Raw genomic sequence first — 25,905 nt, 5'->3', positions numbered from 1 at the left:
CGGGATCACCCGGCCAGCTGGTGCAGGACACGGTCCGTCGCCGCATCGGCGGGGAAGAACATTTCGATGGTCAGTTCCTGCAGGGTGATGTCCAGGGGCGTGCCGAGGGTCGTCATGATGCTGAACAGCGACAGGTCCTGGCCGTGCACCCGGACGTGCCAGGCCAGCACCGGGGATCGGTCCGCCGTAAGGACCGGACCGGCCCAGTGGTCGCGCGGGGGAATGCGGGGCCAGGTAGCGATCTCCTCGGCGAGCCGGGCGAGATCGGGGTCTGCGGTCCGCCGCAGCACCAGGTCGAGGTTGCGGAGCAGATACGGCGACCACGCGGCGAAATTGTCGCTGCTGCCGGCGAATCCGTCGGGATGCAGTGCGATCCGGAACAGATTCGAGGTCGGGTCCGTGACGTGTGGCGGGAGCCCCTCGCTCAGTCGCGCGGCGGCGCGGTTGGCCATTCGGATGTTCCACCCCGCATCCAGGCCGATGGCCGGAAAGGGGTCCTGGGTGTCGAGCAGCCGCTGCAGCGTGGCCTGCACCTGGCCCAGGCCCGGATCATCCAGCGGCGTGCGGGCATATCGGGGCGCATAGCCGGCGGCCAGCAGCCACTCGTTGCGTTCGTGCAGCGGTACGTCCAGCCGCTCCGCGATCCGCAGCAGCAGTTCCGGGCTGACGCCCGAGCGACCCAACTCGACGAAGCCCAGATGCCGAGTGGACACCCCGACCTCGAGGGCCAGCGCCATCTGGGAATAGCGGGCGCCCTCGCGGCGGCGCCGAATCAGCGCGCCGACCTCGCACTTCGCCATTGCCATGGGCCGAATCGTAGGAGGCGCGACGGCCACAGTCGACTACCTGCCGGGTAGTCGACAGCACTGTCCGGACGGCCGCATGCTCGATCGGTCGCATACTCCACCCTCTGCAAGGGAGACCCCCGCCATGTACGTCGACAGCTCCGACGGAACCCGCATCCACTACATCGAATGGGGCGAAAGTGCCGATCCCGCACTGGTTTTGATTCACTCCTGGGGTGCTTCGGCAAAGATCTGGGAGTATCTGATCCCCGGTTTCGTCGCCGCGGGGTGGCGCTGCATCGCCTTCGATCGCCGCGGCCACGGGCGGTCCGATATCGCCCGCACCGGATACGACCTCGATACCCTGGCCGGTGATCTGGCGGCGCTGCTGGAGCGATTGGACCTGACCGGCGCGGTCCTCGTGGGCCAGTCCCTGGGTGCGGCCGAAGCGATTCGCTACCTCTCGGTGCACGGCGCCGACCGGGTCGCCGGGCTGGTGCTGAGCGCCCCGACCGCACCGAGCCTGCGTAAATCCCCGGACAACCCGGCCGGACTCGACGACGACACCGTGGCCGCGCTGCGGCAGCTCATCGGCTCGGATATGGGCACGGTCGCGGCCATGCCGACCGAACAGTTCCTCGGGCCCGGCCACCGTATTTCGCCGCTGCTCGACGAGAGCGGGCGCCGGCACCTGATGGATCTCCCGGTGCCGGTGCTGCTGGCTACCTTCGACACCAACACCGACGCCGATCTGACCGCCGAACTGCCCGGCATCACGGTCCCCACGCTGATCCTGCAGGGCGACCTCGACGTCAACAATCCGATCGAGGCCACCGGCCGTCGCTGCGCGCAACTGATCCCGCACGCCCGGCTGGTGGAATTCGAGGGGGCCGGGCACGGGGTGTACCTATCCGGCGGAGACCGCTACCGGCAGGAAATCCTCGCCTTCGCGGGCGAGGTGCAAGCAGCGCCCGTGGGCCCCCGACGGTGAGCGGAGTGCGCACGACGAGCAGGCCTGAGCCGGGGGCGGTCGGCAACCGACTCGCGCCCGGGCTCCGGGCGATGAGTTACTGTGCCGTGGCGCCGGCGAATTCGCGCTCGCGCTTGGCGGCCTCGCGGGCGAGCATGCGGTCGCGCTGTTCCTCGAAACGCACCACGTCCTTGGACATCTTCTCGAGGTAGGCGGCCAGGCTGTCGCGGATCTCCTCGCCGCGGGGCGTGAAGTCGGTGCGCTCGAAGATGTTCCACTTCTTCAGCACCGGCTGCACGACCTCTTCGAGGTGCTGGCGCAAGTCGTAGATGCCGTGCTTGGCCATCAGGACGCCGTTGCGGCGGAAGTTGGGCATGCCGGCGCCCGGCATCTGGAAGTTCTGCAGGATCAGGTTGATGGCCTTGAGAGCCTGGTCGGGGGACAGGTCCAGGGCCGCGCCGCACATGTTGCGGTAGAAGATCATGTGTAGGTTCTCGTCGGCGGCGACGCGCTGCAGCATGCGATCGGCGATCGGGTCGTCGCACACCTTGCCGGTGTTGCGGTGCGCCACGCGGGTGGCCAGCTCCTGGAAGGTCACGTACGCCACGGAGTAGAGGAACCCGGCCTCGTTGGCCAACTGATCGGCGGGAGAGGCGAATCCGTTGGTCATGTGGATCATCCGGGCCTGTTCGAGCGCGACCGGATCCACGCCGCGGGTGACCACCAGGTAGTCGCGGATCGCGATGCCGTGGCGGTTTTCCTCGGCGGTCCAGCGGCCGACCCAGGTGCCCCAGGCGCCGTCCTGGGAGAAGTTCTCGGCGATCTCGCGGTGGTACGAGGGCAGATTGTCCTCGGTGAGCAGGTTGGTGATCATCGCCGCCTTGGCGACCTCGCTCAGCCTGGATTGCTCCGGATCCCAGTCCACACCGCCCAGCGCGGCGAAGTTACGGCCCTCGTCCCACGGCACGTAGTCGTGCGGATGCCATTCCTTGGCCATGGAGAGATGCCGATTGACGTTTTCTTCGGCAACCGGCTCCAACTCCGTGAGCAGCTCGAGTTGAGTCAGATCCCTTGCCATACCTACGCCCTTCAGTGTGTCGTCCTGCCAGCTTGCTCGTCGGCTCAGTGTTGCCGCCCCCCACATAACCGTGCTACCCCCTACCACTGCGGCCCATACCTTACGGCACCGTAGGTGTGATGCGAAACGCAGCGGACGAGGATTGTTGTCCGGTTATGCACCTCGTACGCCCTCGACTGGGCTGTCGAACAACGGTGGTTCAGTGCAGCGGTCGGGGGCGATCTGCTCGAGTCTAGGCGTAGGGGCGCCTCCGTGGGGACTATCGTCGGCAGGGCCACAGCGTTAGCCCGCGCGGGCCGATCCCCGGACGGATTATTCACTCCGGTAGTTGCCGGCCTTTGCCTGCGAGCCGCCGAGCAGGGCGGGCAGCGCCTTGTGCACCGCATCGGTCGCGGTCGCCTCGTCGCCGGACGATACTGCCCCAGAACGGCTCCGGCCGGCCGGAGCGAAGGCTCCGACCGGCCGAATGACGTGCCCCCACCAGGGCTCGAACCTGGGACCTGCGGATTAAAAGTCCGTAGCTCTACCAACTGAGCTATAGGGGCGCGGTCCGCAATTCTAATGGGCTGCTCGCCGAAGTGGTAACCGGTATCCGGTCGCTCGGGTCTGCGCAGGTCGATACGACTCCCGAGGGGGCGGGAAGGGCGGCGGGCCATCGTATCCGTGCGCGGGGCGGTCCGGTGGGCCGCAGCCGAGTACTGGGTACGGGTGCCGGCCGGCCCGTCCGTCGGTCGCCGCCGGGACGGGAGCGGAGGGGGCGGCCGGAGGTAGCGGATATCGGTCACCTCCGGGGCCCCGGACCCTCTGGTGACCTCGCGGGGCGCGAGGTTGGGGGTAATCCCATTGACTTCCAATTTGTTTCAGCGGCGAAGTGTGTAAACATCAACCAATCGCGGTGCGTGGCAATGTAATTGGTAGTGGAGGTGAGGGTGTCGAGGGGATCGGCCCGGCGGGCGGCCCGTCGAGCGGGAGTGTGTCCCGGTGCGGGCGGCTCGCCGGGAAGGGCGCGCCCCGGCGATGAACCGCGCTGCGGCCTGGTGGAATTCGCGAAAGGAACTGCGGGACGAGTGGGTAACCGAATATTTGCCCCAAACATCGGAAAGTGGATTTCACCCACCGACTTTCCGGTACTTCCCACGGTGGACAAGGATCGGGAGTACGGTGACCCGTTGGTGAATTCCGGAAGAACCGGCTGTGGCCCGATGGGAGGGGATTCGGCCTATGGTTGATGTGCCCGTATGCGTCGCGACCGGTGTGGCCGTTCGCGAGGCCCTGGAGGTCGCGTCGCGGGAGGCAGATCCGAAGACGAACACAAAACACCCGGGTGCGCACCCCCTGCGGCGCACCCGGGCCTGGAGAACTATACCAGTTGGTGTGTTTCAGGTTTCCCCGCGACTTTTCGTACCTCGAGTTTGAAAAACCGGGCAGTAGCCCGGATCTTGGTATTTAAAAATCTCATAACTCGCATAGAGGACTGTTCCCGACGGGGGGTCCTCCGGCGGTAAGTAGCTTCGGAGGCGTTTCGAGCATGGCACGGCAGCAAGAGCGGGCCCGCCGGACTCGCGCGGCGATCATCAGGTCGGCCGCCGTTGAATTCGGGAAAAGCGGCTACGCCGCCGCATCGTTGAACCGGATATTGGAGGGGTCGCGCGCCACCAAGGGCGCCATGTACTTCCACTTCGACTCCAAGGAGGATCTCGCGCGCGCGGTGCTGGACGCCGCCGTCGAGCGCTACCGGGGGAGCACTGAACGCTGGCTCGCCAGAACGGATCTCGGCCCCCTGGACATCCTGCACGGGATGCTCGACGAGGTCGCGTTGCGCCTGGACAACGACATCATCGTCCAGGCCGAGTTCCGGCTCATCATCGAGCCGGAGTTCTACCGGGACATCCAGGCGGGCGGCGGGCGGATCCTCGGACGGGCCGTGCGGACCCTGGCCGTGCGCGCCATCGACCAGAAGCAGCTGCGCGCCGACGCCGATCCGGACCGGTTCGGCCGCACCCTCACCGCCGCGCTGGCCGGTCAGCGCTACATCGCCGACCATGCCGGCCCGCTCGATCTGCGCACGCGGTTCGCCGAGGCGCTCGAGGTCATCGTCGAATCCATGGCCACCGCCGAGTGGCTCGGGGAGTTCCGTGTCATCGGCTGGCGGGCCAGTGCGCGGCTGGAAGATCTCAACGTCTAGGCCCGAGGTGGCCTCCCGGAACCCGATCCAGTCGTCTGACCAGCCGATTTGGGTTTCGCGCCGAAGCTGTCATAAGCTATCCCAGCTCCCAACGGACGCCGTTGAGAAACGGACCGGAGAAATCCGGCGGGCCCCCTTCGTCTAGCGGCCTAGGACGCCGCCCTTTCAAGGCGGTAGCGCGGGTTCGAATCCCGTAGGGGGTACGGTGGTAACACCGTTGAGAGCAAGAGCAAGGCCCTGTGGCGCAGTTGGTTAGCGCGCCGCCCTGTCACGGCGGAGGTCGCGGGTTCGAGTCCCGTCAGGGTCGCAAGACTGTATGTAGGCATTCGGTTCGGGTGCCCCGGCCAGGTAGCTCAGTTGGTACGAGCGTCCGCCTGAAAAGCGGAAGGTCGCCGGTTCGATCCCGGCCTTGGCCACTTCCTCAGGGTTTCCCCTGTTCGCGCTTCGCGCTTCACCTCATTCGGAAGCGACTTGTGGGGGCCCGGCCCCCACACCCCCACGCCGGAGGGGCTTCGCCCCCCGGACCCCCCTTTCACTGGTTCACTCCGACGGATCTCTCTTCGCTTCGACGGATCTCTCGTGGGTGCACTTCTTTGTCGGTGCAGGCTTCGTGCTTCTGACCTATTTTCGGTGGTTGGGCCGGTGGGCCCCTTCGATCTGTGTGCTCGTGAGTGCATGCCTCGTGAGTCGGTGTGCGGGTGGGCGTCTCTTTCTGGGCGGGTGTCCTTCTCTTGGGGGTGTCGTTCGTCGGGCTGCTAGCTCTGCCCTCTCTATGGGTTGGTCGGCGCATGATCTCGCGGGTGTCGTTCGTCTGGGGCGCTTCGTTGCGGAGGTCACCGCTAATGGGTAATGCACTCTAGTAATAGGGGATTGCTGCGAGATTTCCCGGAGCGGGGCGGGGATTGGTTGTCGATCAACTTCCGAGGGGGCTCGGGGTGGGTGTTGTTCGGCGAAATCGGTTGTCTCGGGTGGGTGCCGGGGGATGTTCTTGTTGTGCCGCCTTTTGTTGTGTTCGCCAACTTTCTCGCGGCGGATAGGGGTGTTCATCGATTGTTTGAGGAGCCGTGGATGGCGCTTTGCGAAAATTCCTGTCGTGTCATGCATTTCGAGTCGAGCGTGGTGGCTATTTCATTCGGAATGACTCTCGGGGTGGGATTGGTCACGATGCGTGGGGTGGGGGCATATTCGGGGCGGGACCGGGGAATGGGTTCAGGGTTGCGAGGGCGGCGGGCCGTTCCCGGTGGCGGGTGGGATGATGATCACATGGGCGACTCCGACTCCGATTGGTATTACTGCCTCAAACATCACCGGGCCGAGCAGAGCAAGCGATGCTGGTTCGCCGATCGGATGGGGCCCTATCCGGACCGGACGACGGCGGAGCGGGCGTTGGAGATTGTCCGGCAGCGCAATGCAATCGGGGACCGGTACGACGGCAAGTAGCCGGACCATCGGATTGTTCGTCGAGTTCCCGGGCAGTAACGGAGCTCACCCGCCGCGGGAAACCCGGAGAGGCGGGGGAGCCTCGCGCGACGAGGTCCGCTACGGTCTGTGGAGAACAACGTGCGCGCAAACGAGCGGGAGGGTGACCCTTGAAGGTGACCGTTGTGGTGCCGACCTACAACGAGCGGGAAAACCTGCCGGTGGCGGTGGAACGGTTGACCGCTCTGCCGGTCGCGGACCTGCACATCCTCGTCGTCGACGACAGCTCCCCGGACGGCACCGGTGAGCTCGCCGACAAGCTCGTCGCCGAGCGTCCGGAATCGCTGGGCGTATTGCATCGTGTCGAAAAGGACGGCCTGGGCCGCGCCTACATCGCGGGCATCACCCGGGCCCTGGACGAGGGCGCCGATGTCGTCATCCAGATGGATGCCGACCTGTCGCATCCCGCCGACGTCATTCCCGCGATGCTGGACAAGCTCGAGACCGCCGGGGCCGGCGTCGTCCTGGGGTCCCGGTACGTTCCGGGCGGATCCACCGCGTCGGAGTGGAAGTGGTACCGCAAGGCCCTCTCGGCCTGGGCCAACTTCTACGTCAACGCGATCCTGCGCCTGGGCGTCAAGGACTCCACCGCCGGATTCAAGGCGTGGAAGGCCGATACGCTGCGCGCGATCGACGTCGCCTCGATCCACAGCAACGGCTATTCCTTCCAGGTCGAGATGAACTACCGGGCCATCAAGAAGGGCATCTCCATCGCCGAGGTGCCGATCCGGTTCGAGGAACGCACCAAGGGCGCCTCGAAGATGAGCCTCGGCGTGCAGCTCGAATCCGCCGCAATGCCGTGGAAGCTGCTGTTCGGCAAGCAGGTCTAGGGGACGGTGAGCCGGCGGAGCTTGCGGAGCCGACGGGGTGGGTAAGCACTAGCCGGGCCAGTCCACTAGGGTCCGCACGAACAACTCGCGGACTCGCTCCACCTCGTCCGTCATATCCGCGGCATTCCAACCGCTCACGTCGATCGGCGGTAGCACCGCCACGTCGACGGTGCCCTTGCGCACGATCGCGGAATTGCGCCAGGCGATCTCCCCGGCATTGCGGATCACCACCGGAACAACGGGCACCCCGGCCTGCTGGGCGATATGAAATGCGCCCTTCTTGAACGGGCCCACCCGCGGCGTGAGCGAACGGGTGCCCTCGGGTGCGATCACGATCGACAATCCGCTGCGCAGGGTCTGCACCACCGGCGCCAGCGCGGCCCGCGCGCCGGCGGAATCGGAACGATCGATGAAGGTCGCCCCCGCGAAGCGCAGCAGCGGTCCGAATACCGGGTTCGCGGTCACCTCCTTCTTCACGATTCCGGTGAACCCGGCACCGAGGACGGCGGCCAGGACCACCATGTCGAACTGGCTCTGGTGATTGAAGACGAAGACCGCCGGTCGCGGCGCCCGCGCGTATTCGGCGCCGGTGACCCGCATCCGCACGCCGGTCGTGCGCAGGGTCGCCGCGGCGGCGTGGGTGATCATCGAATCGGCCATGCCCCGCTGCCGGCCGGTACGCGAGGCTGTGCCCGATGGCGGCGCTTCCGAGTGCCCGCCGGTGCGCGACGCGACCGCGACCCCGGCGGCGGCGCCGCCCAGCAGACCGGCGAATCCGGCTGCGGTGCGGGCGATATCGAGGGCTCCGGCGGACTCCCGGGGCCGGAAGGTCAGCATCGGCCAGCCCCGGTCGCGGGCCTGGATCGCCATCCCGGGATCCGGATTCACCGCCGTCGCATGCCCGGCTGCCTCCAGCAGCGGCACGTCCGTGGCGGCATCGGCGTAGGCGTACCCGCGGGACAGTTCCACGCCGCGGACCGCCGCGAACCGGTGCACCGCCTCGGCCTTGCCGTTGCGCCACAGTGGCTTTCCCTCCACATGCCCGGTGAGCAGGTCGTCGTGCACGGCCATCGGGGTGTAGAGCACGTGCGCGAAGCCCAATTCCGCTGCGGCGGGCTCGACCTGGAACCGTGACAGGCAGGTGGCCAGCACCAGAGTGTGACCGGCCGCCTCATGCGCGCGAATCAACCGCCAGGCCTCCGGATACAGATGCCCGTAGATGGTGTGGCGGAACAGATCCGAGCCCAGTTCGGCCAGCTCGAGCTCCGAATGTCCGGCCCATGTGGACATGATGCGCTGCAGGAATCGCTCGTACTCGCCCTCGGCGCGCGCCCCGCGAATGCCGGTGAGCAGCGTATCGGCCAATGCGGCCCGGCCGTCGGGCCGCCGCAGCAACCGCCGTGCGGCGGACTGCGGGGTGAAGCCGTGCACGACGGTGCCTCCGAAATCGAAGACCGCCAAAATATCCGGCCCCTGCGGTCCCGTGCGAACCGCTTCGATCGCGGCCTCCAACCCGGTGTTCGCCTCGGCCTTGCCTATGCGGTCTCTCCGGGGCATCAGTGCGCTCACGACTGCACCTCGCTGGCGCTCGGCTCCGTCGTGCGCGGGGCGCGCTGTGTCATTGGTTCACTCCGCTGCGCTCCGTTCACGACTGCACCTCGCCGACGCTAGGTGGTTGGCTCCACTGCGCCCCGTTCATGGCCCGTCCGTCCGGTTCGAGGGATCCAGGGCCGCGGCGCGGGAGATCCGGGCGCTGATGATGCGCAGCTCGTCGGCGAAAGCCCTTCTGCGGGTGGGGAGATTGGTGCCGTCAGGGGTGAGCAGGCCGTGGTTGTCGGCGAGTTTCAGTGCGCTGGAGAACAATTCGGAGGACACCGATTCGGGACTGTGCAGCCGCTGCTGCAGCAGCATCTGACGGCCGACCGCCAGGCATTCGTCGATGAACTGCTTGCGATCCAGCGGTGCGCCGTCGTGGGCCGCGAGGCGTTCGGCCACCACCAGTTGCGCGTCGAAGAACGAGCGCAGCACGCGGTGCGCCATGATGAAGCCGGAATCGGCCAGCGTCGCCAGGATGTCGGCGCCCACGGTGCCGTCGGCCGTGCGGGTGCTCCAATCCGGCACCGCCAGCAGCATTTCCGCGGTCATCTCCGCCGCGAATTCGGCGCGTTCGGGGAAGAAGAACTCGAACTTCAGCAGGTCCCGCAGCCGATAGGCGGCCTCCCAGCCGGCCTCGAGCTGCTGCCCCTCCGGCGCCTCCACCGCGGCGAGCACCGACAGCTCGAGGATGGCGCGGTTGACGAACCAGTGCACCGCGCTGTTGCGATAGAACGCCGCCTCCAAGTGCGCGCCGGTCTCGATCGAATACACCGGCTCGAGTCCGCCGCGGTAGACCGTCACCACCTTCGCGGCCGACAGCTGCTCGAGCACCACCGCGAGCCCGTTGTCGTCGTCCAGGGCCTCGAGTTCGCCACCGGGCAGGCCCCGGTTACCGATATAGCCGCGCACCGGCCGCAGGGCCATGCGCACCTCGCCGAGGGTCAGCGCGCGCTCGTCCACGCCGAGCAGAATCAGGGTGACCAGGGCGTTCACCGTGATCGGGGTCACCGCGTTGATGCCGACGGCCACCTCGAAGGCCAGCTGCTGCACGGCCTTTCGCTCCTGATCGTGAACCTGCGCGGGCAGCGGCTCGGCCGGGCCCGGATCGGGCTGGAGCGGATCGCCGTGCGCGCCCAGGCGTTCGCGCGCCGAGAGCGGGGTGCCGAAGCGCACGTACACGTGCCCGGCCGAATGCTGTTGGTTGCGAATGTATCGCGCCAGCCAGGGCAGGTTCTCGGGCTTCTTCACCCCGCCCGCCTGCTCGGTGGCGATCGCGCCGAGCTCGTTGAGCCGCTCGTAGGTGATCGACACCGGAACCAGCATCACGTCCTCGACCCGGCGCGAACGAATCGCGGCCGCAAGGTAATTCAGAAGTCCGTACCGCGGCGGGCGGAGCTTGCCGGTGCGCGTGCGCCCGCCCTCGAAATACCACTCCAGGTTGAACCGCTTGGCCAGCAGGTAGGCGAAGTACTCCTCCACCACCGCCTTGTATACCTCGTCGTCGCCGAAACTGCGCCGGATGAACACCGTTCCGGTGCGCCGGGCGATCGGGCCCATCGGCCAGAACCGCAGGTTCGCGCCGCCGATCACATGGTTCGGCGGAAAGTCGTTGCGCGCCAGGGCATCACCCAGCACGAACGCATCCACGTAGGACCGGTGCGAGGGCAGGAACACCAGGGGGTAGCGCTGATTCAGGCGGCGCAGCGCGGCCAGGCCGGACGTGTCCGTCTCGACCTGCCAGGCCGAGGCGTGCACCGGGCGCATGGCCTGGGTGAACAGATCCGAGACCAGCCGGCTCTGCGCCGCCACCAGTTCCCGCAGTGCCCGCTCCGCGCGCCGGTATACCTCGCTCGGGCGCAGGCTGAGGTGCTCGGCGATGGCGTCGAGGCGGCGCAGGAATTCGGGGGAGTCCAGGATCTCCTCGGCGACCAGCCGCGGCACCTTGTACCGATCGCCGATCACGGCGCGTTCGGCGCGCTCGAGCGCCACGATTCCGGCCCGGACGATGGCCCGGGCGAACGGTTCGGCGGAGCCGGCCACGGCGGGATTGTTGGCCCGCAGCTCGCTGAGCCGGGCGGGCTGACCGGTCAGCACCAGGTGGCGATCGGGCGCCTTGGCCACCAGGCGGCGTTGCAGCAGCCGGTGCGGGCTGCGCGGATTGCTGAGGGTGGCCAGGTCGGTAAAGGTGGTGCGGCGCACCCCGTCTCGCTCCGCGGGCAGCCACAGCACCCGGATCGGCAGCACCAGCGGATCGTCCCGGCGCCCGACCAGCCGCGCCGCCACCGCCTCGGGGTCGAGGTCGAGCTGGGTGACCGGGGTGTCGATGCCGAGCTCCGCGGTGACTCCGCCCTCGGCCAGCCAGCCGCCGATCAGCTCGCGCTCCACCGGCGAGCTCGCATCCACCAGGGCGACCACCGATTGCGGTGTACCGCTCGGGCCGGGCGGCGCCGGAACATCGGCGCGGTGATCGATCATTGCGAAACCTTCCATCTGATGACGCTTTCCCATTCAATCCCGGCCGGTGGGTTTCGCGCAGGAGGTTGGCGACCATCATCTGGAGGCGGCGGCGATGAGCGACGATCAGGCGCCGACCCGGACGTGAATACCCGGGCCCGCACCGTTCCCTACTCCCCGAGCAGGTGCAGATCGTAGAAGAGCCGATAGCGATCGGGATCGTCCGGCAGGAACCAGTGCAGCCCCTCGAGAGCGAAGATCGACACGAGGTTGATCGCGATCACCGCGGTGATGAATCCGAAGCAGATTCGCCCGATCAGCCGGTGCGGCACCGCCGGAACGGTGGGCGCGGCGGTCCGGTACGACAGCGACAGCACCACGCCGATGACCGCGATCGCCGTGACGAACAGCACCAGCGCCCACACGTACAGGTGCAGGCCCAGCACCGGCGCCCCGTATCCCGGGTCCCCGGGCCGAATGTGCAGCATCGTCTGCCGCCAGGATGCGAAACCGCCTGCGGTGCAGCCGATCAGCGCCAGGCCCCAGCCCGTCGCGTAGTCCTGCGGCTCGATGTCGCCGTTCATGGCATTGCGCACGATGTAACCGCCGCCCAGCCCGGCCAGCAGCATGAACATCCGCTGCACCACGCACAGCGGGCACGGGTAATCCCAGGCGATGAACTGCACGCCCAGCCCGCCGCAGACCACCCCCGTCCAGCCCGCCATGAATACGCAGGCCAGCCAGAATTGGGTCCGGCCCAGCGCCGGCCGCACTCGATCGGTGGCATTTTCCGACTGCACGCTCACCAGGTCAGCCCCAGCCCGAGTCCGCCGGTGATGTGGTGCCACAGCAGCAGGCAGGTCAGCACCAGAACGATCCACCATGTGCCCAGGACGACCCGGCGCGATTGTTGCCGATACATCATCGCCACGATCGCAAGCAAACCCGCGAAGAGGAGCGTGTCCATGCCCGCGAAGGCTACCGTTTACAGAGGTAGAAGCGGTGTATGCGCGCCGCCCCGGGCCTTTTTCCTTTTACGATGAGCAAACTACGCGCAAATATCGGCGAATTATTGCGAACCCGGGTATCGGAATCGACCCGGTCGCCGATCTAGACTCGAATCCGTGAACGGCTGGAGCATTTCCGACCTACCCGATCAGAGCGGCCGGACGATCATCGTCACCGGCGCGAACAGCGGCCTCGGCGCGGTGACCGCGCGGGCGCTGGCCGGAGCGGGTGCGCAGGTGATCATGGCGTGCCGCGACGAGGTGAAGGCGCGGGCGGTGGCGAACACGATCGGCGAGCGGGCCCAGGTGCGCCGGCTCGACCTTGCCGATCTGACCTCGATCCGTGAATTCGCCGACTCCGTCGAGCGCGCCGATGTGCTGATCAACAACGCCGGTGTGATGGCGCTGCCGTTCAAGCACACCGCGGACGGCTTCGAAATGCAGGTCGGCACAAACCATCTCGGGCACTTCGCGCTGACGGGGCTGCTGCTGGAGAAGATCTCCGACCGCGTCGTCACCCTCTCCAGCGGCGCGCACCTGATCGGCCGCATCGACCTGACCGACCTGAACTGGGAGCACCGCCGCTACGAACGCTGGCGGGCCTACGGACAATCCAAGCTGGCCAACCTGATGTTCGCCCGTGAACTGCAGCGCCGCCTCACCACGGCGGGCTCGCCGAAGATCTCGGTCGCGGCCCACCCCGGTTATGCCGCAACGGATCTGCAGTCCCACACCGAATCCCTCCTGGATCCGGTGATGACGCTCGGCAACCGGCTGCTGGCCCAGAGCGCCGAGATGGGCGCGCTGCCGACCCTGTACGCGGCCACCACCGACGTCGAGCGGGGCGGTTTCTACGGTCCGACCGGCCTGGGCGGCCTGCGCGGCTACCCGGGCCCGAGTGGCTCCTCGGCCGCCTCGAAGGACGAGGTCACCGCCCGCCGGCTGTGGGATCTGTCCGAGCAGCTGACCAAGGTCTCCTACCGCTTCCACTGAGAGCTGTTCCGGAAGGGATTGCGGGACGGCCGGATTCGGGCACGCTGGTCCGGTCCGTCGGAGTGAGACAGCTCACTTTCGGGGTTGTCACACTCGCGAGAGGCGCGTCGTCGTCTTGGTATAGCGCCGCCACACCGGGCGGCACCGAGAGTGAGGACAGTGTCATGGAACCTCGTATCGACTTCAGCAACGAGACCTTCGTCAAGTTCATCAAGCGCCTGGGCAACGCCGGTCAGGTCGTGCACCAGTCCACCGTGCCCGCGATCACGCAGCACATGGTGATGCTGCGTGCCAGCCAGATCAACGGGTGCGGCTTCTGCACCGATATGCACGCCAAGGACGCCGTCGCGGCCGGCGAGGACTGGGTGCGGCTGAACCTGGTCGCCGCCTGGCGTGAGGCCACCGTGTTCACCGAGGCCGAGCGGGCCGCGCTCGCCCTGGCCGAGGAGGGCACCCGGCTGGCCGACGCCCACGAGGGCGTCAGCGACGAGACCTGGGAGCAGGTGCGCAAGCACTACGACGACGAGCAGATCGGTGCGCTGGTCTCGCTGGTTGCCGTGATCAACGCCTACAACCGGCTCAATGTGATCGCCCGGACCCCCGCGGGCAGCTACGTCGCCGGGTCGCTGGGCTGAGTCTGGTACAGTCGCCGACGTGCAGCGCGCGTATTTCTGGTTTATCTCCCCGGCCCTGGGTGGGCCGGTCGGTGAACCGCGCTGACCTTCCCCCATCCCGAGCCGCACACAGTCGGCTCGCCGGGATTTCCACATCGTGGGCCGACCTGAGAACAAGGAGCCACACGATGACCACAGCAGCCGATGTCGATGCCAAACACAGTGACCTCGACGATCGTCGCACCCTGAGCATCAGCCCCCTCCTCTCGCCCGCCGACGTGCGCCGCGCGCACCCCATCGACGACACCCTCGCCGACATCGTCCGGGCCGGACGCAAGGCCACGGTTGATGTGCTGCGCGGCGTCGACGACCGCCTCATGGTGATCGTCGGCCCGTGCTCGGTGCACGACCCCGAGGCCGCCCTGGAGTACGCGCGGCGCCTGGCCGCCAAGGCCGCCGAGATCTCGGACCGGCTGCACGTGGTGATGCGGGTGTACTTCGAGAAGCCGCGCACCACCCTCGGCTGGAAGGGCCTGATCAACGACCCGCACCTGGACGGGTCGTTCGACGTCAACACGGGCCTGGGGCTGGGCCGGGAGCTGCTGGTCGGCATCACCGCGCTCGGGCTGCCCGTGGCCTGCGAATTCCTCGACCCGATCACCCCGCAGTACATCGCGGACCTGGTCTCCTACGGCGCGATCGGGGCCCGCACCGCCGCCAGCCAGGTGCACCGGCAGCTGTCCAGCGCGCTGTCGATGCCGGTCGGCATCAAGAACGGCACCGACGGCGACGTGCAGGTGGCCGTCGACGGTGTGCGTGCGGCCGGGGCCAGCCACGTCTTCCCCGGTACCGACCTGGAGGGTCGGTCGGCGCTGATCCGCACCGCCGGCAACCCCGACTGCCACGTCATCCTGCGCGGCGGCAGCAACGGCACCAACTACGATGCTGCCTCGGTCGCCGAGGCCTGCCTGCGGCTCGAGAAGGCGCAGCTGCCCCAGCGCGTGGTCGTCGATGCCAGCCACGGCAACAGCAACAAGGACCACAACCGGCAGGTCGACGTCGTGACCGATATCGCCGCGCGCATCGCCGACAGCGACCGCGCCGTCGTCGGCCTGATGATGGAGAGCTTCCTCGTCGCCGGACGCCAGGACCTGACCCTCGGCCGCGCCGCCGACTTGACCTACGGCCAGTCCATCACCGACGCCTGCATCGACTGGGACACCACCGCCGCGCAGCTGGATCGCCTGGCGGACGCGGTCGCTGCCCGTCGCTGAGATCGCTTCCCGCGGTGGGGATTCGCGGTCGTTTCACGGCGCTGGAACGACCGCGAATCCCGGACTCGATGTGGAGTCGCCCTGTGCTCCAGCGCATCTCGACTCGGGTATGCGCCGGCAAGCTGTGATCGACGGACCGGCCCGGGGTGACGGACCGGATGCGGATCGGTGACGGCGTGTGTCGTCGGGGTGAGCGCCGAACCCGTGACGGCGTGCGGCGGTTGGCATGTGGGTAACGCGCCTCGGTATGGCCGGTCGCGCGAAGTGGCCGTTGCGATGCAGACCAGTTGTTCCGGATTGGATCGCGACAGCGGGTCGGGTGAACGTCCACTATGGGCTCATGATCGGAACGACTGCGATTGCGGGTGTGGCACTGGCCTCGCTCGGGCTGGTTTTGACGCCCGGGCCCAACATGATGTACCTGGTGTCCCGAACGGTGTCGCAGGGGCGTCGTGCCGGACTGGTGTCGCTGTGCGGTGTCGCCGTCGGATTCCTGGCATACCTGAGCGCCGCCACCGCGGGAATCACCACGATCTTCGCGGTGGTGCCCGAGCTGTATCTGGCGCTGAAACTCGCGGGCGCGCTGTACATCGGCTGGCTGGCGTGGAAGACGCTGAAGCCCGGTGGGACTTCGCCCTTCGCGCCCACCGACCTGCCCGCCGATCGCACGGGCAAGCTGTTCGGGATGGGTCTGCTGACCAATCTGCTGAACCCGAAGATCGCCATCATGTACATGGCGCTGATCCCGCAGTTCGTGGTTCCCGCGCACGGGCGGATCTGGTTGCAGAGCCTGTGCCTCGGTTCGGTTCAGGTGATCATCGCCGTGACCGTGAACGGCCTGATTGTGGTCGGTGCGGGCACGATCGCGGCCTTCCTCGGCGAACGCCCGCTGTGGTTGCGGATTCAACGCTGGGTCACCGGCACCATGCTCGGGGCGATCGCGGTCCTGCTGGCCTCGGACCGCACGCGTCCCCTGCCCGCCTGACCGGCAACAGACCTCCGGATCGCGAACAACGCGAGAAGGGTTGGTGCACACCGTGATCCGGTGTGCGGATAAATCCAGGGCGAGAGTGTCCCCGGCTTCCGTCCAGCGGCCGGGGGCACCTTGTTCTATCCGGGCGGTCTTCCGCGACCGCTGTCGGTGTCAGGACTGCCCAGCCGATATCCCTGTGCGGCCGGGGAGTTCGCTGCCGAGGGCTGAATCGAGGTCGTCGAAACCAGCGCGCGCCGGGGCCGCGAGTCGCGTGTGACTTCGGGTGCTGCTCGGTTCGGCCGGGGCGCGGGGTGTTTCGGTCCGTTGTGGTGGCTGGGCGGGTAGGTAGAGCGCAGAGAACACCGCTCCAGCCGCGGCGACTGCTCCGGCTACCACGCAGCCGATGGCGAGCCCGTGGTCGAAGGCGTTCGTCGCGGCCGCGTACACCGCCCGCGCGACGGCGCTCTGGCCGCCTGCGGAGAGCTTTGCAGCAACGTTGTATGCCGCGCCGACGGACTGATGGACGACGGCGACGAGCCCGGAAGGAAGTTGTTTCGGCAGGTCGGCGCCGAGCCGGGTGTCGTAGAGGGAGGCGTAGACACTGCCGATGACTGCGACCCCGAGCGTGCCGCCGAGCAGCCGGGTGGAATCGTTGACGGCGGATCCGACGCCCGCTCGGGCGGCGGGGACGGCCCCCATGATCGATTCGGTCGCGGGCGCGGATGTCAGGCCCATGCCCAGGCCGTAGACCACCATCTGGATGGCGATGGTCCCGTAGCCGATGGTGGGTGTGATGTCGGAGGCGACCCAGAAGTAGAAGCCCGCTTGCAGGGCCATGCCGGCCGTGACGATTGCCTTTGTGCCCACCTTGACAGCGAGCCGCGTGCCGACAGCCGATCCGACGGCGACGGAGACGGCCACCGGCAACAGGTGAACTCCGGTGGACAGGGGGCTGTACGACCGGATGAACTGGAAGTACTGCGTCATCAGGAAAATGAACCCCAGCAGCGTGAAGAAGGCGATGGTGACCGCGATGCTGGCCGCGCTGAATCGCATGTTCGCGAACAATCGTACGTCGAGCATGGGCTCGCGGGCCCGCCACTCCGCCGCGACGAATGCGACCAGCAGCACCGTCGCGCCCGCGAAACCGAGCAGCGAGCCCGGCGCGGTCCAGCCCCGCGTCGGAGCCTCGATGATGGTGTAGACGAGCAGCGCCATGAACCCGGCCGACAGCGCCAAGCCCACGAAGTCCAGGCCGTGCGTGATAGGGAGCTTCGCTTTCGGAACGCACAGTGCCACCAGGGCGACGACGGCCAGTGAGACCGGCCCGAGCACGAAGAAGATGCTCGACCAGCTGTGGTGTTCGAGCAGGAAGCCACCCACGATGGGGCCGAGCGCGATAGCCACGCCGGCGGTGGCGCCCCACAGGCCGATGGCAAGCGCGCGCTCGTTGCGGCTGACGAACACGCCGGTCAGCAACGACAGCGTCGCCGGGAACGTCATCGCGGCGCCCACCCCCATCACCGCGCGGGCCGCGATCAGCGCATCGGGTGAGGTCAAGTAGCCGCCGACGAAGCTTGCAGCGCCGAACACCACGAGGCCTGCCAGCAGCATGCCCTTGCGGCCGAAACGGTCAGACAGGCTGCCGCAGGTGAGCAGTAGCGCGGCGAACGCGAGGTTGTAGGCGTCCACGACCCATTGCAACTGTGCGGTCGTGGCGCCGAGTTCCCTGGTCAGCACCGGTAGCGCGACGTTGACCAGGGTGGTGTCGAGGTTGATCACGAAGGCCGCCATCAGCAGGGCGGTGAGAATGAGCGGTTTGGATCGGATGCGAGTCATGGTCGAATGGTAGGCATCGTTGGTTTATTTTTTCAACTTATAAGTTGAGATTCTCAACTATGATGTAAGCTGAGTTCATGCGAAGCTACGGCCAATATTGCTCGATCGCTCGGGCGCTCGACGTCGTCGGAGACCGCTGGACCTTGCTGATCGTTCGCGAACTGCTCATCCAGGGGCCCTGCCGGTTCACGGATCTGAAAAACGGACTTCCCGGCATTGCCACCAACCTGCTGTCGGCCCGGCTGACCGGTCTCGAGGAGAGTGGTCTGATCAGCCGTGAGGACACGCCACCGCCGGTGGCGGCCACGCTGTTCCGGCCGACCGAGGCCGCGCGGGCGCTGGAACCCGCACTCCGGGCGCTGGGTTTGTGGGGGCTGCGATTCATGAACGCCGAACAGTCCGGCGATGAGTTCCGAGCCCAATGGCTCGCCTACGCTCCGGCGTGGTTCACCACCGCTACCGACCGGGACGGACCACCGGCGACCATCCAACTCGTCGCGGGTGGCGAGCATGCCGTCATCGAGATCGTCGACGGCGAGGTCCGTACGCGGGTGGGGGAAGTGAGCGATCCGGACCTGGTCGTCGAGGGGCCGCCCCGCGCTGTTCTCGGATTGCTCACCGGGAAGGTCGAACTCGATGACGCGGCCGAGTACGGGCTGATCATGCAGGGGCGAATCGAGACACTGAGCCGGTTGCGCCCGATCCAGGAACCCTGAGCGCCGATCGGATCGGCACCGCAATACACAAGAACCACACGGAGGAACGGCTATGACCGAATCGCACACACTCGCCCATTACGAGACCGGTTCGTCCCGGCCCGACATCGAGCGGGCTCTGGTCGCGGCGGGAAAAGACCTCGGCCAACTTCGAATGGCCGATCTGGCCATGCTCGAGGACTTCCACACCGGCGGCCGCATCGCCACCGGCCAGCTCGCGGACCTGCTCGACATCGGCCCGGACAGCACTGTGCTCGATGCCGGCTCCGGTATCGGCGGCACCGGGCGATTCATCGCCGAGCGCTTCGGATGCAGGGTTTCAGCGATCGACCTGACCGATAGCTATTGCGATACGGCCCGTTGGCTCAATGGTCTGGTCGGGCTGGACGATCGGATCACCGTCCGGGAGGGCGACGTCACCGAGCTCCCGTTCGCTGATTCGTCGTTCGACTTCGTGTTCAGCCAGCACGTTCAGATGAACGTGGCGGATAAGGGGCTTCTCTATCGGGAGGCGCGCCGTGTGTCGAGGGTCGATGGTCGGCTGGCCATCTGGGACATCTTCTCCGGTCAGGGGGGCGAACCGGACTTTCCGCAGCCGTGGGCCGACCAACCTCGAGACAGCTACCTGGAAACGCCGGCCGCGGTCCGTGCCGCGATCGAGGCCTCGGGCTTTGCCGTTGATCACTGGGTCGACCTGACCGAGCAGGCCGTGGCGACCATGCGCATGGTGCAGGCGCTGCCTCTCAATCCGCTCGGGCTCCACGCATTCGTCCCCGACTTCGGTACCCGCATCGAAAATCTGATCAATGCCCTTGCTGACGGGCGAGTCCGGGCGGTCCGGGCAATTGCCCGAGCGGTGTGATCCGGTCCCCCGAGTTCCGGATCGAATCCTCAGCCCGACGTCGCTGCTCCGGGCGCCGCGAGACGGATTAGCGCACACCGTGATCTGATGTGCGGATAAAATCCGGGATGAGGGTGCCCCCGGCTTCCGTCCAGCGGTCGGGGGCACCCTCGTGCGCTTTCCACGGTTGGGTCGGCGTCAGAGCCGGGAAGGTTCCCATTGTTGGGAATGTCCTAACGTGATTTGTCATTCTCGTCGCTCGACGTCTCGTGAAAGGCAAGTATGCGCAGGATTGTTCGTCTCGGAATCATGGGTTTCGCCCTCGCGGCCGGCGTCGCTATGGGTGGTCAGTCAGCCTGGGCGGCAACTCCGATTACGATCATCGGCCCGCATCCGGGTTGTGATGATCACGGCAACTGCAAACCCGGGGCTCCGCGTCCGCACTTTTCCGAAGACGACCAGGATCAATTGGGTCCGACCCTGAAATTCTTTCAGGACTGTATTGCGACCGGTTCGCACAGTTCCACCGGTGGATGGTGCCCTGGCGGCCCGATTCCGCCTGGCGGCATCTGACCGAGCCGCGCGGCTGTCGGTCTTCGAGGTAGGGAATTCAGTGGCTGGGCGTCGCGTGGGCGGCGTGCAGGCGGCGGATACCTTCGGTGATGGTCTCCTCCTTCTTGCAGAAGGTGAAGCGCACCAGGTGACTCCAGGAGTCCTTGTCGTCGGCGAAGACCGTCAGCGGGACGGCGGCCACGCCCAGGCGCGCGGGTAGTTCCCGGCAGAAGGTGTATGCGTCGGAGGCGGTGAGGGGGGTGATGTCGGCGCAGACGAAATAGGTTCCGTCGCTGCGCTTGACGCCGAAGCCCGCGTCCTCGAGCGCCTGGGACAGCCGGATGCGCTTGTCCGACAACGTATCCCGCAGTGAGGAAACCCAGGCCAGCTCGTGCTCGAGGGCGTGCGCGACGGCGGGCTGGAACGGGCCGCCGCCGACGAAGGTCAGGAACTGCTTGGCCGCCAGCACGCCGTCCAGCAGCGGCTCGGGCGCGCACGCCCAGCCGATCTTCCAGCCGGTGACGCTGAAAGTCTTTGCGGCACTGGATATCACGACGGTCCGCTCGTACATGCCGGGCAGCGTGGAGATGCTGATGTGCTCGTGCCCGTCGAAGGTGAGGTGTTCGTACACCTCGTCGGTCACCACCAGCAGATCGCGCTCGATGACCAGGTCCGCGATGGCCTGCAGATCCGCGCGGCTCAGCACGGTCCCGGTCGGGTTGTGCGGCGAATTCAGCAGCAGCAGACGGGTTTTGGGAGTGATTGCGGCGCGCAGGCTGTCCAGGTCGAGGGCGAAGCCGTCCCCGTCGGGCACGAGCCGGGCGGTCCGCCGGGTCGCCCCGGCCAGGGCGACCGCCGCCGCGTACGAGTCGTAGTACGGCTCGATCAGCACCACCTCGTCGCCCGGTTCGACCAGGCCCAGGATCGCGGCGGCAATGGCCTCGGTGGCCCCGACGGTCACCAGGACCTGGCTGTCCGGGTCGTACCGGGTGCCGTACCGGGTGGCGCGGTCGCGGGCGATGGCCTCGCGCAGCGCGGGCACGCCGCGCCCGGGCGGGTACTGGTTGAAGCCGTCGGCGATGGCGCGCTCGGCCACCTCCAGCATCGACGCGGGTCCGTCGGTGTCCGGGAATCCCTGCCCGAGATTGACCGCGCCGTGCCGCACGGCCAGCTCTGTCATCTCGGCGAAGATGGTCGACGCGAACGGGCGCAGGCGGGCGACGGTCGGGATCTGCTGCATGGTCACACGGTAGCTTGCGGCCTCGCGCGCCCGATTGCCGACAGTTTTGCTCACGCTGATCCGTCTCGGGCAGAGGCGTTCGAGCACGGCGCGGCAGGGCGGGAGCGCCGAAGCATCAGGCGACGGCAGCCCGGCGCGAACTCTCCCGGATCCGCAACTGCGCGGGCAGCACAATATGTTGCGAGGGAAACTCCTCCCCGTTCACCCGCCGCAGCAGCAATTCCGTTGCGTGCCTGCCGATGTCGTAACTCGGCTGCTCTACAAGGGTGATCGGTGGCGCGAACGCGGACCAGCTCATCTCGTCGAATCCGGCCAGCAGCAGATCCTCGGGAAACCGCACGCCGGCCCGGGCGAGCGCGTCCAGCGCGCCGACCATCATCAGGTTGTTGCCGACGAACAGCCCGTCCGGGGGCTGCGGCAGGGCCAGCAGCGCGGCGGCGGCCGCGCGCCCGCCCTCGATGCGGTAGTCGCCGCGGATTTCGAGCGCCGGATCGCGCTCGAGCCCGGCATCGTGCAGGGCCGCACGGTATCCCGAGCGCCGGCTCGTCGCGGTGGACGCGTCGGCGGGGCCGGTGATCATCGCGATCCGCCGGGCGCCCGCGGCGATCAGATGTTCCACGGCCTGTTCGGCGGCCGCGCGATTGTTCACCGTCACGCTGTCGACCTCGGCCCACTGCAGCCGCCGGTCGATGGTGACGACCGGGATGCCCCGATCGGTGAGCGTGTCGATGCGGCTCGCGCCGGTGGAGGACGGCGACAGGATCACCCCGGCCATGCGCTCGGCGGCGGCGACCTCCAGGTAGCGCAGCTCCTTGTCCAGGCTCTCATCGGTGTTGGCGAGCACCACCGAGTAGTCGCGTTCGCTCGCGGCGTCCTCGACCCCGCGGGCCAGCGCGGTGAAGAACGGGTTCTGGATGTCGGAGATGATCAGGCCGAGCACCTTGGTGGCGCGGGTGCGCAGCGATCGGGCCTGGCTGTTCGGGCGGTACCCCAGCTTCGCGACGGCGACCGCAACGCGCTCGCGCAGCTCGGCGGCGACGCGCTCGTCGCCGTTGAGCGCCCGCGACACGGTGGCGGGGGAGACACCCGCGAGCGCCGCTACATCGCGGATCGTGACCGCCATGCCTCACCGCCTTCGGGTCGGGAAACGATTTCCCATACTCCCGTCGAGGTTAACAGTCCGCGCCCGAAACACCCTCTTGACCGGCCACCCATGGAATCCTATGGTTGCGTGAAATCGTTTTCTGAGATCCAGGTCACACTAGGGGTGGACCGTCGGGTTCACCGCATGAGGCAAGGAGAGGCGAGATGGCTCGCATCGGGTTGCTGTCCATGTCCGACGGGCGCGCGTTCGTCCACAACGACGTCAGCGATTTCATCGCCGCGGGCGCCGCCGCGCTGGCCGGGGCGCTGCGCGAGGTCGGGCACGAGGTGCTCACGGCCGAGATCGTCTGGACCAACGAGCTGGCCACCAGCCAGGCGCGGTGGCTGGCCGACCAGCGCGTCGATCTGACGATCTTCCACTACGCGGTATGGGCGTTCCCGCACTTCACCATGCTCGCCGCCGCGGCGACCCCGGGCCCGCTGCTGTTGCTCGGCGGCCTGGATCCGGTGCAGCCCGGCATGGTCGGCATGCTCGCCGGGGGCGGCGCGCTCGATCAGATCGGCCGCCGTCACACCCGGGCCTGGGGCGATATCGCCGATCCCGCCACCCGCGAGCGCATCCTGGTGCGGGTCCGCGCGGCCGCGGCCACCGAATCCCTGCGCGGATCCACCTTCGGCCGGATCGGCGGCCGCCCGATGGGCATGTACACCGCCGTAGCCAACACCGATCAGTGGATGCGCACCTTCGGCATCGATGTCGAGGAGATCGACCAGTGGGAGATCGTGCGCCGCAGCGAGACGGTGGATGCGGGCCGCGTCACTCAGGCCCGGCTGTGGCTGGAAAAGAGTTCCGCCGGAGTGCATTACAACGGCGCCAGCCTGACGCCCGAGCTGCTCGAGCGCCAGATCCGTTCGTACTACGCGATGCGCGAGCTCATCGACGAATGGAATCTGGACTTCTCCGGCATCAAGGGTCAGCCCGAGCTGACCAATCACTTCGCCACGATGGACATCGCCGAGGCGTTCCTGAACGACCCCTACGACTGGGAGGGCCCCAAGCCCACCCACGTCACCTCGACCGAATCGGATATGGATGCGGCGCTGACCATGCAGCTGCTCAAGGGCCTGTCCGGCACCCCGGTGCTGTTCGCCGACGTGCGGCACTATCACGCCGACAAGGACGTCTGGGATCTGTGCAATTCGGGCCAGCACGCCACCTGGTTCGCCGCGCGCTCGGACGATCCGCTGGAGAACCTGGCCAAGACCCACTTCTACCCGGAGGTGTTCTTCTTCCCGGCCGGTGGCGCCGCGGTGCATCACATCGCCGCGCCCGGGTCGTTCACGCTGGCCCGGCTCACGCGCCTGGACGGCCGGTATCGGATGCAGGTGATGCGCGGTGAATTCGAAAGCTACGACGCGGCAACGAATGAGGAGATGGCACGGATGTCCACCTTCGAGTGGCCGCACGCCTTCGCCCGGCTGCACGTCGAGGCCGGTGATTTCCTGAACCGATTCGGCGCCAACCATATTCACGCGATCCCCGGGGAATATGTGGCCGAACTGCGGGCGGTGTGCGACCTGCTGGGCATCGACTACGACGGCTTCGGCGACGCGGCCTAGCCGGGAAGCCCCGCACGGCAGGAACATTGCGAGAACCTATGACCGACCCCGAGGCCGATGCCGGTATCGGCACCGAGCGCGCCGCGATTCTGCTCACCATGAGCGGCATCGTCAAGGAGTTTCCGGGCGTCAAGGCGCTGCGCGGCGTGGAACTCACGCTGCGCAGCGGCGAGGTGCTGGCGCTGCTCGGCGAGAACGGCGCGGGCAAGTCGACGCTGATGAACATCCTGGCCGGCGTCCACACCCCGGACGCGGGCGTCATCGAGATCGACGGCGCCCCGGTGCATCTGCGTTCGCCCAAGGATGCGACCCGGCACGGCATCGCGATGATCCACCAGGAGCTGAACCTGGTGCCCGAGCTGTCCATTACCGACAACATCTTCCTGGGGCAGGAGCGGCGCACCCCGCGCGGCACGCTGGACCGGGCGGCGATGCGCGAGCGCACCACCGAACTGCTCGCCCGGGTCGGGCTGCGACTGCCACCGCGCCGCCTGGTGCGCAACTGCCGGCTCGCCGAACAGCAGCTCATCGAGGTCGCCAAGGCGCTCAATCACGAGCTGCGGGTGCTGGTGATGGACGAGCCCACCTCCGCGCTGGCCGAGGCCGAGACGCAACGGCTGTTCGCCGTCATCCGGACGCTGACCGAGCACGGAGTCGGGGTGATCTACATATCGCACCGCATCGAGGAATTGGAGCAGATCGCCGACTCCGTGGCGGTGCTGCGCGACGGCGCGTACGTCGGGCGCCGCTCCATGCGATCCACCAGCCGCGGCGAGCTGATCGGCCTGATGGTCGGCCGCCCGCTGGGCGAGCTGTTCCCGCGCCGTGCCGAACAGCATGCGGGTGATCGGGTGCGCCTGCGGGTGCGCGACCTGCGGACCGAACCGCCGGTGGGAAGCGATTCCGTTCCGCTGCACGGTGTTTCGTTCGAGGTGAGCGCCGGTGAGATCGTGGGCCTGGCCGGGCTGATGGGCGCCGGGCGCAGCGAGGTGTGCCACGCCCTCTACGGCGCGGGCGCCGGTGTCGGCGGCGATGTCGAGCTCGACGGCATGCCCTACCGGCCGCACAGCCCGAGCCGGGCGATCGCCCGCGGGCTCGCGCTGGTTGCCGAGGATCGCAAGGCGCAGAGCCTGGTGCTGGGAAATACCGTGCGGTTCAACGCATCCCTGGCCGCGCTGGGCCGCTATCTGCGGCCCTGGCGCACCATCGATGCCCGGCGCGAACGCGCGGAGGTCGGTGCCGAGCTGAGCGATCTGCGGGTCAAGACCGCCTCGCAGACGACCGTCGTGGGCACCCTGTCCGGCGGCAATCAGCAGAAGGTGGTGCTGGCCAAGTGCCTGCTCACCCGCCCGTCGGTGCTGCTGGTGGACGAGCCCACCCGCGGCATCGACGTCGGCGCCAAGGCCGAGGTGCATGCCCTGCTGGATCACCTGGCCCGCGGCGGCGCGGCGATCCTGGCGGTGTCCTCGGAGCTGCCGGAGCTGATCGGCATGTGCGATCGGATCCTGGCGCTCTGCGAGGGCCGGATCACCGGGGAGTTCAACCGGGATCCCGCGCGCGGCAACCCCTTCGATCAGGAGGCGATCCTCTCGGCGGCCATGGCGCGCACACCCGCGGTCGTCGTGCCCGCCACAGCCGCGCCCGACGCGCCCGTTCGTCCGAGGGGCATGCAATGATCCACCCGCACAATGCCGTTCGCGCGATAGTCGACTCGATTTCGCAGCGCCGCTCGCCGGTCCGCACGCCATCCCGGCG

General features: G+C 67.8%; 21 protein-coding genes and 4 tRNA genes. 15 read left to right on the top strand and 10 right to left on the bottom strand.

Annotation, left to right across the window (positions count from 1 at the left end):
• Window positions 1-5 precede the first annotated feature (5 nt).
• Complete coding sequence (locus ABH933_RS34350; RefSeq protein WP_429423862.1) at window positions 6-806, bottom strand: helix-turn-helix domain-containing protein; 801 nt, start codon at window positions 804-806, stop codon at window positions 6-8.
• 124 nt (window positions 807-930) lie between these two features.
• Here ABH933_RS34350 and ABH933_RS34345 point away from each other — a divergent pair, with 124 nt between their 5' ends.
• Window positions 931-1,776: an alpha/beta fold hydrolase gene (locus ABH933_RS34345; RefSeq protein ID WP_429423861.1), complete on the top strand. Its 846-nt coding sequence runs from the start codon at window positions 931-933 to the stop codon at window positions 1,774-1,776.
• A 76-nt stretch (window positions 1,777-1,852) separates the two neighbouring features.
• Here ABH933_RS34345 and ABH933_RS34340 read toward each other — a convergent pair whose 3' ends face one another.
• Together ABH933_RS34340 and ABH933_RS34335 are read right to left on the bottom strand one after the other, a co-directional pair.
• Complete coding sequence (locus tag ABH933_RS34340) at window positions 1,853-2,833, bottom strand: acyl-ACP desaturase (protein ID WP_429423860.1); 981 nt, start codon at window positions 2,831-2,833, stop codon at window positions 1,853-1,855.
• A 472-nt stretch (window positions 2,834-3,305) separates the two neighbouring features.
• Window positions 3,306-3,378 (bottom strand) — tRNA-Lys (locus tag ABH933_RS34335).
• Window positions 3,379-4,361: 983 nt separating this feature from the next.
• On the opposite strand from ABH933_RS34335, the gene ABH933_RS34330 reads away from it, so the two are divergent.
• The 6 genes from ABH933_RS34330 (at window position 4,362) to ABH933_RS34305 (ending at window position 7,327) form a co-directional block, all read left to right on the top strand.
• Window positions 4,362-5,018, top strand: coding sequence for a TetR family transcriptional regulator (locus ABH933_RS34330; RefSeq protein ID WP_429423859.1), 657 nt, complete (start codon window positions 4,362-4,364; stop codon window positions 5,016-5,018).
• 130 nt (window positions 5,019-5,148) lie between these two features.
• Window positions 5,149-5,221 (top strand) — tRNA-Glu (locus tag ABH933_RS34325).
• 30 nt (window positions 5,222-5,251) lie between these two features.
• Window positions 5,252-5,325, top strand: a tRNA-Asp gene (locus ABH933_RS34320).
• 35 nt (window positions 5,326-5,360) lie between these two features.
• A tRNA-Phe gene (locus ABH933_RS34315) sits at window positions 5,361-5,434 on the top strand.
• Window positions 5,435-6,281: 847 nt separating this feature from the next.
• Complete coding sequence (locus ABH933_RS34310) at window positions 6,282-6,458, top strand: hypothetical protein (RefSeq protein ID WP_215916146.1); 177 nt, start codon at window positions 6,282-6,284, stop codon at window positions 6,456-6,458.
• Window positions 6,459-6,625: 167 nt separating this feature from the next.
• Window positions 6,626-7,327, top strand: coding sequence for a polyprenol monophosphomannose synthase (locus ABH933_RS34305; protein WP_429424053.1), 702 nt, complete (start codon window positions 6,626-6,628; stop codon window positions 7,325-7,327).
• A 48-nt stretch (window positions 7,328-7,375) separates the two neighbouring features.
• Here the strand turns inward: ABH933_RS34305 and ABH933_RS34300 are convergent, their stop codons facing one another.
• From ABH933_RS34300 to ABH933_RS34285, 4 genes are all read right to left on the bottom strand, one after another.
• Window positions 7,376-8,896 carry an HAD-IB family hydrolase gene (locus tag ABH933_RS34300; RefSeq protein WP_429423858.1) on the bottom strand — a complete coding sequence of 507 codons (1,521 nt, stop codon included), beginning with the start codon at window positions 8,894-8,896 and terminating at the stop codon, window positions 7,376-7,378.
• 126 nt (window positions 8,897-9,022) lie between these two features.
• Complete coding sequence (locus ABH933_RS34295) at window positions 9,023-11,398, bottom strand: glycerol-3-phosphate 1-O-acyltransferase (protein WP_429423857.1); 2,376 nt, start codon at window positions 11,396-11,398, stop codon at window positions 9,023-9,025.
• Window positions 11,399-11,547: 149 nt separating this feature from the next.
• The gene (locus tag ABH933_RS34290; protein ID WP_429423856.1) at window positions 11,548-12,183 is read right to left on the bottom strand and encodes a disulfide bond formation protein B; all 636 of its coding nucleotides are present in this window, start codon (window positions 12,181-12,183) and stop codon (window positions 11,548-11,550) included.
• Window positions 12,180-12,344: a DUF5993 family protein gene (locus ABH933_RS34285; RefSeq protein WP_429423855.1), complete on the bottom strand. Its 165-nt coding sequence runs from the start codon at window positions 12,342-12,344 to the stop codon at window positions 12,180-12,182. Before ABH933_RS34285 ends, ABH933_RS34290 begins: the two co-directional genes overlap by 4 nt.
• A 157-nt stretch (window positions 12,345-12,501) precedes the next feature.
• Here ABH933_RS34285 and ABH933_RS34280 point away from each other — a divergent pair, with 157 nt between their 5' ends.
• The 4 genes from ABH933_RS34280 to ABH933_RS34265 all read left to right on the top strand — a co-directional run bounded on the left by ABH933_RS34280 (window position 12,502) and on the right by ABH933_RS34265 (window position 16,250).
• Window positions 12,502-13,377: an oxidoreductase gene (locus ABH933_RS34280; RefSeq protein ID WP_429423854.1), complete on the top strand. Its 876-nt coding sequence runs from the start codon at window positions 12,502-12,504 to the stop codon at window positions 13,375-13,377.
• Between the two features lie 164 nt (window positions 13,378-13,541).
• A complete protein-coding gene (locus tag ABH933_RS34275; RefSeq protein ID WP_215916150.1) occupies window positions 13,542-14,012 on the top strand; it encodes a carboxymuconolactone decarboxylase family protein in 471 nt (156 codons plus the stop codon).
• A 167-nt stretch (window positions 14,013-14,179) separates the two neighbouring features.
• A complete protein-coding gene (locus tag ABH933_RS34270) occupies window positions 14,180-15,265 on the top strand; it encodes a 3-deoxy-7-phosphoheptulonate synthase (RefSeq protein ID WP_429423853.1) in 1,086 nt (361 codons plus the stop codon).
• 340 nt (window positions 15,266-15,605) lie between these two features.
• On the top strand, window positions 15,606-16,250 hold the full coding sequence (locus tag ABH933_RS34265; RefSeq protein WP_429423852.1) for a LysE family translocator: 645 nt from the start codon (window positions 15,606-15,608) through the stop codon (window positions 16,248-16,250).
• Window positions 16,251-16,409: 159 nt separating this feature from the next.
• On the opposite strand, the gene ABH933_RS34260 is transcribed toward ABH933_RS34265, so the two are convergent.
• Window positions 16,410-18,077 (bottom strand): MFS transporter, encoded by a 1,668-nt coding sequence (locus ABH933_RS34260; protein WP_429423851.1) that lies wholly within the window; start codon window positions 18,075-18,077, stop codon window positions 16,410-16,412.
• A gap of 77 nt (window positions 18,078-18,154) precedes the next feature.
• Here ABH933_RS34260 and ABH933_RS34255 point away from each other — a divergent pair, with 77 nt between their 5' ends.
• Together ABH933_RS34255 and ABH933_RS34250 are read left to right on the top strand one after the other, a co-directional pair.
• Window positions 18,155-18,793 (top strand): winged helix-turn-helix transcriptional regulator, encoded by a 639-nt coding sequence (locus ABH933_RS34255; protein WP_429423850.1) that lies wholly within the window; start codon window positions 18,155-18,157, stop codon window positions 18,791-18,793.
• Between the two features lie 154 nt (window positions 18,794-18,947).
• Window positions 18,948-19,655 carry a class I SAM-dependent methyltransferase gene (locus ABH933_RS34250; RefSeq protein ID WP_429423849.1) on the top strand — a complete coding sequence of 236 codons (708 nt, stop codon included), beginning with the start codon at window positions 18,948-18,950 and terminating at the stop codon, window positions 19,653-19,655.
• Window positions 19,656-20,244: 589 nt separating this feature from the next.
• On the opposite strand, the gene ABH933_RS34245 is transcribed toward ABH933_RS34250, so the two are convergent.
• Both ABH933_RS34245 and ABH933_RS34240 read right to left on the bottom strand, forming a co-directional pair.
• Window positions 20,245-21,426 carry a pyridoxal phosphate-dependent aminotransferase gene (locus ABH933_RS34245; RefSeq protein WP_429424051.1) on the bottom strand — a complete coding sequence of 394 codons (1,182 nt, stop codon included), beginning with the start codon at window positions 21,424-21,426 and terminating at the stop codon, window positions 20,245-20,247.
• 115 nt (window positions 21,427-21,541) lie between these two features.
• On the bottom strand, window positions 21,542-22,549 hold the full coding sequence (locus ABH933_RS34240) for a LacI family DNA-binding transcriptional regulator (RefSeq protein ID WP_429423848.1): 1,008 nt from the start codon (window positions 22,547-22,549) through the stop codon (window positions 21,542-21,544).
• A 185-nt stretch (window positions 22,550-22,734) separates the two neighbouring features.
• Here ABH933_RS34240 and ABH933_RS34235 point away from each other — a divergent pair, with 185 nt between their 5' ends.
• Window positions 22,735-24,150 carry an L-fucose/L-arabinose isomerase family protein gene (locus ABH933_RS34235; protein ID WP_429423847.1) on the top strand — a complete coding sequence of 472 codons (1,416 nt, stop codon included), beginning with the start codon at window positions 22,735-22,737 and terminating at the stop codon, window positions 24,148-24,150.
• 38 nt (window positions 24,151-24,188) lie between these two features.
• Entirely contained in the window at window positions 24,189-25,826 is a 1,638-nt protein-coding gene (locus ABH933_RS34230) for a sugar ABC transporter ATP-binding protein (protein ID WP_429423846.1), read from the top strand.
• Window positions 25,827-25,905: the final 79 nt, after the last annotated feature.

Source organism: Nocardia sp. GP40, from assembly GCF_050434125.1.
Taxonomy (GTDB): Bacteria; Actinomycetota; Actinomycetes; order Mycobacteriales; family Mycobacteriaceae; genus Nocardia; species Nocardia albiluteola.
The sequence above is the reverse complement of the archived record's forward strand: the minus strand, read 5'-3'. Positions and strand labels throughout refer to the sequence as shown.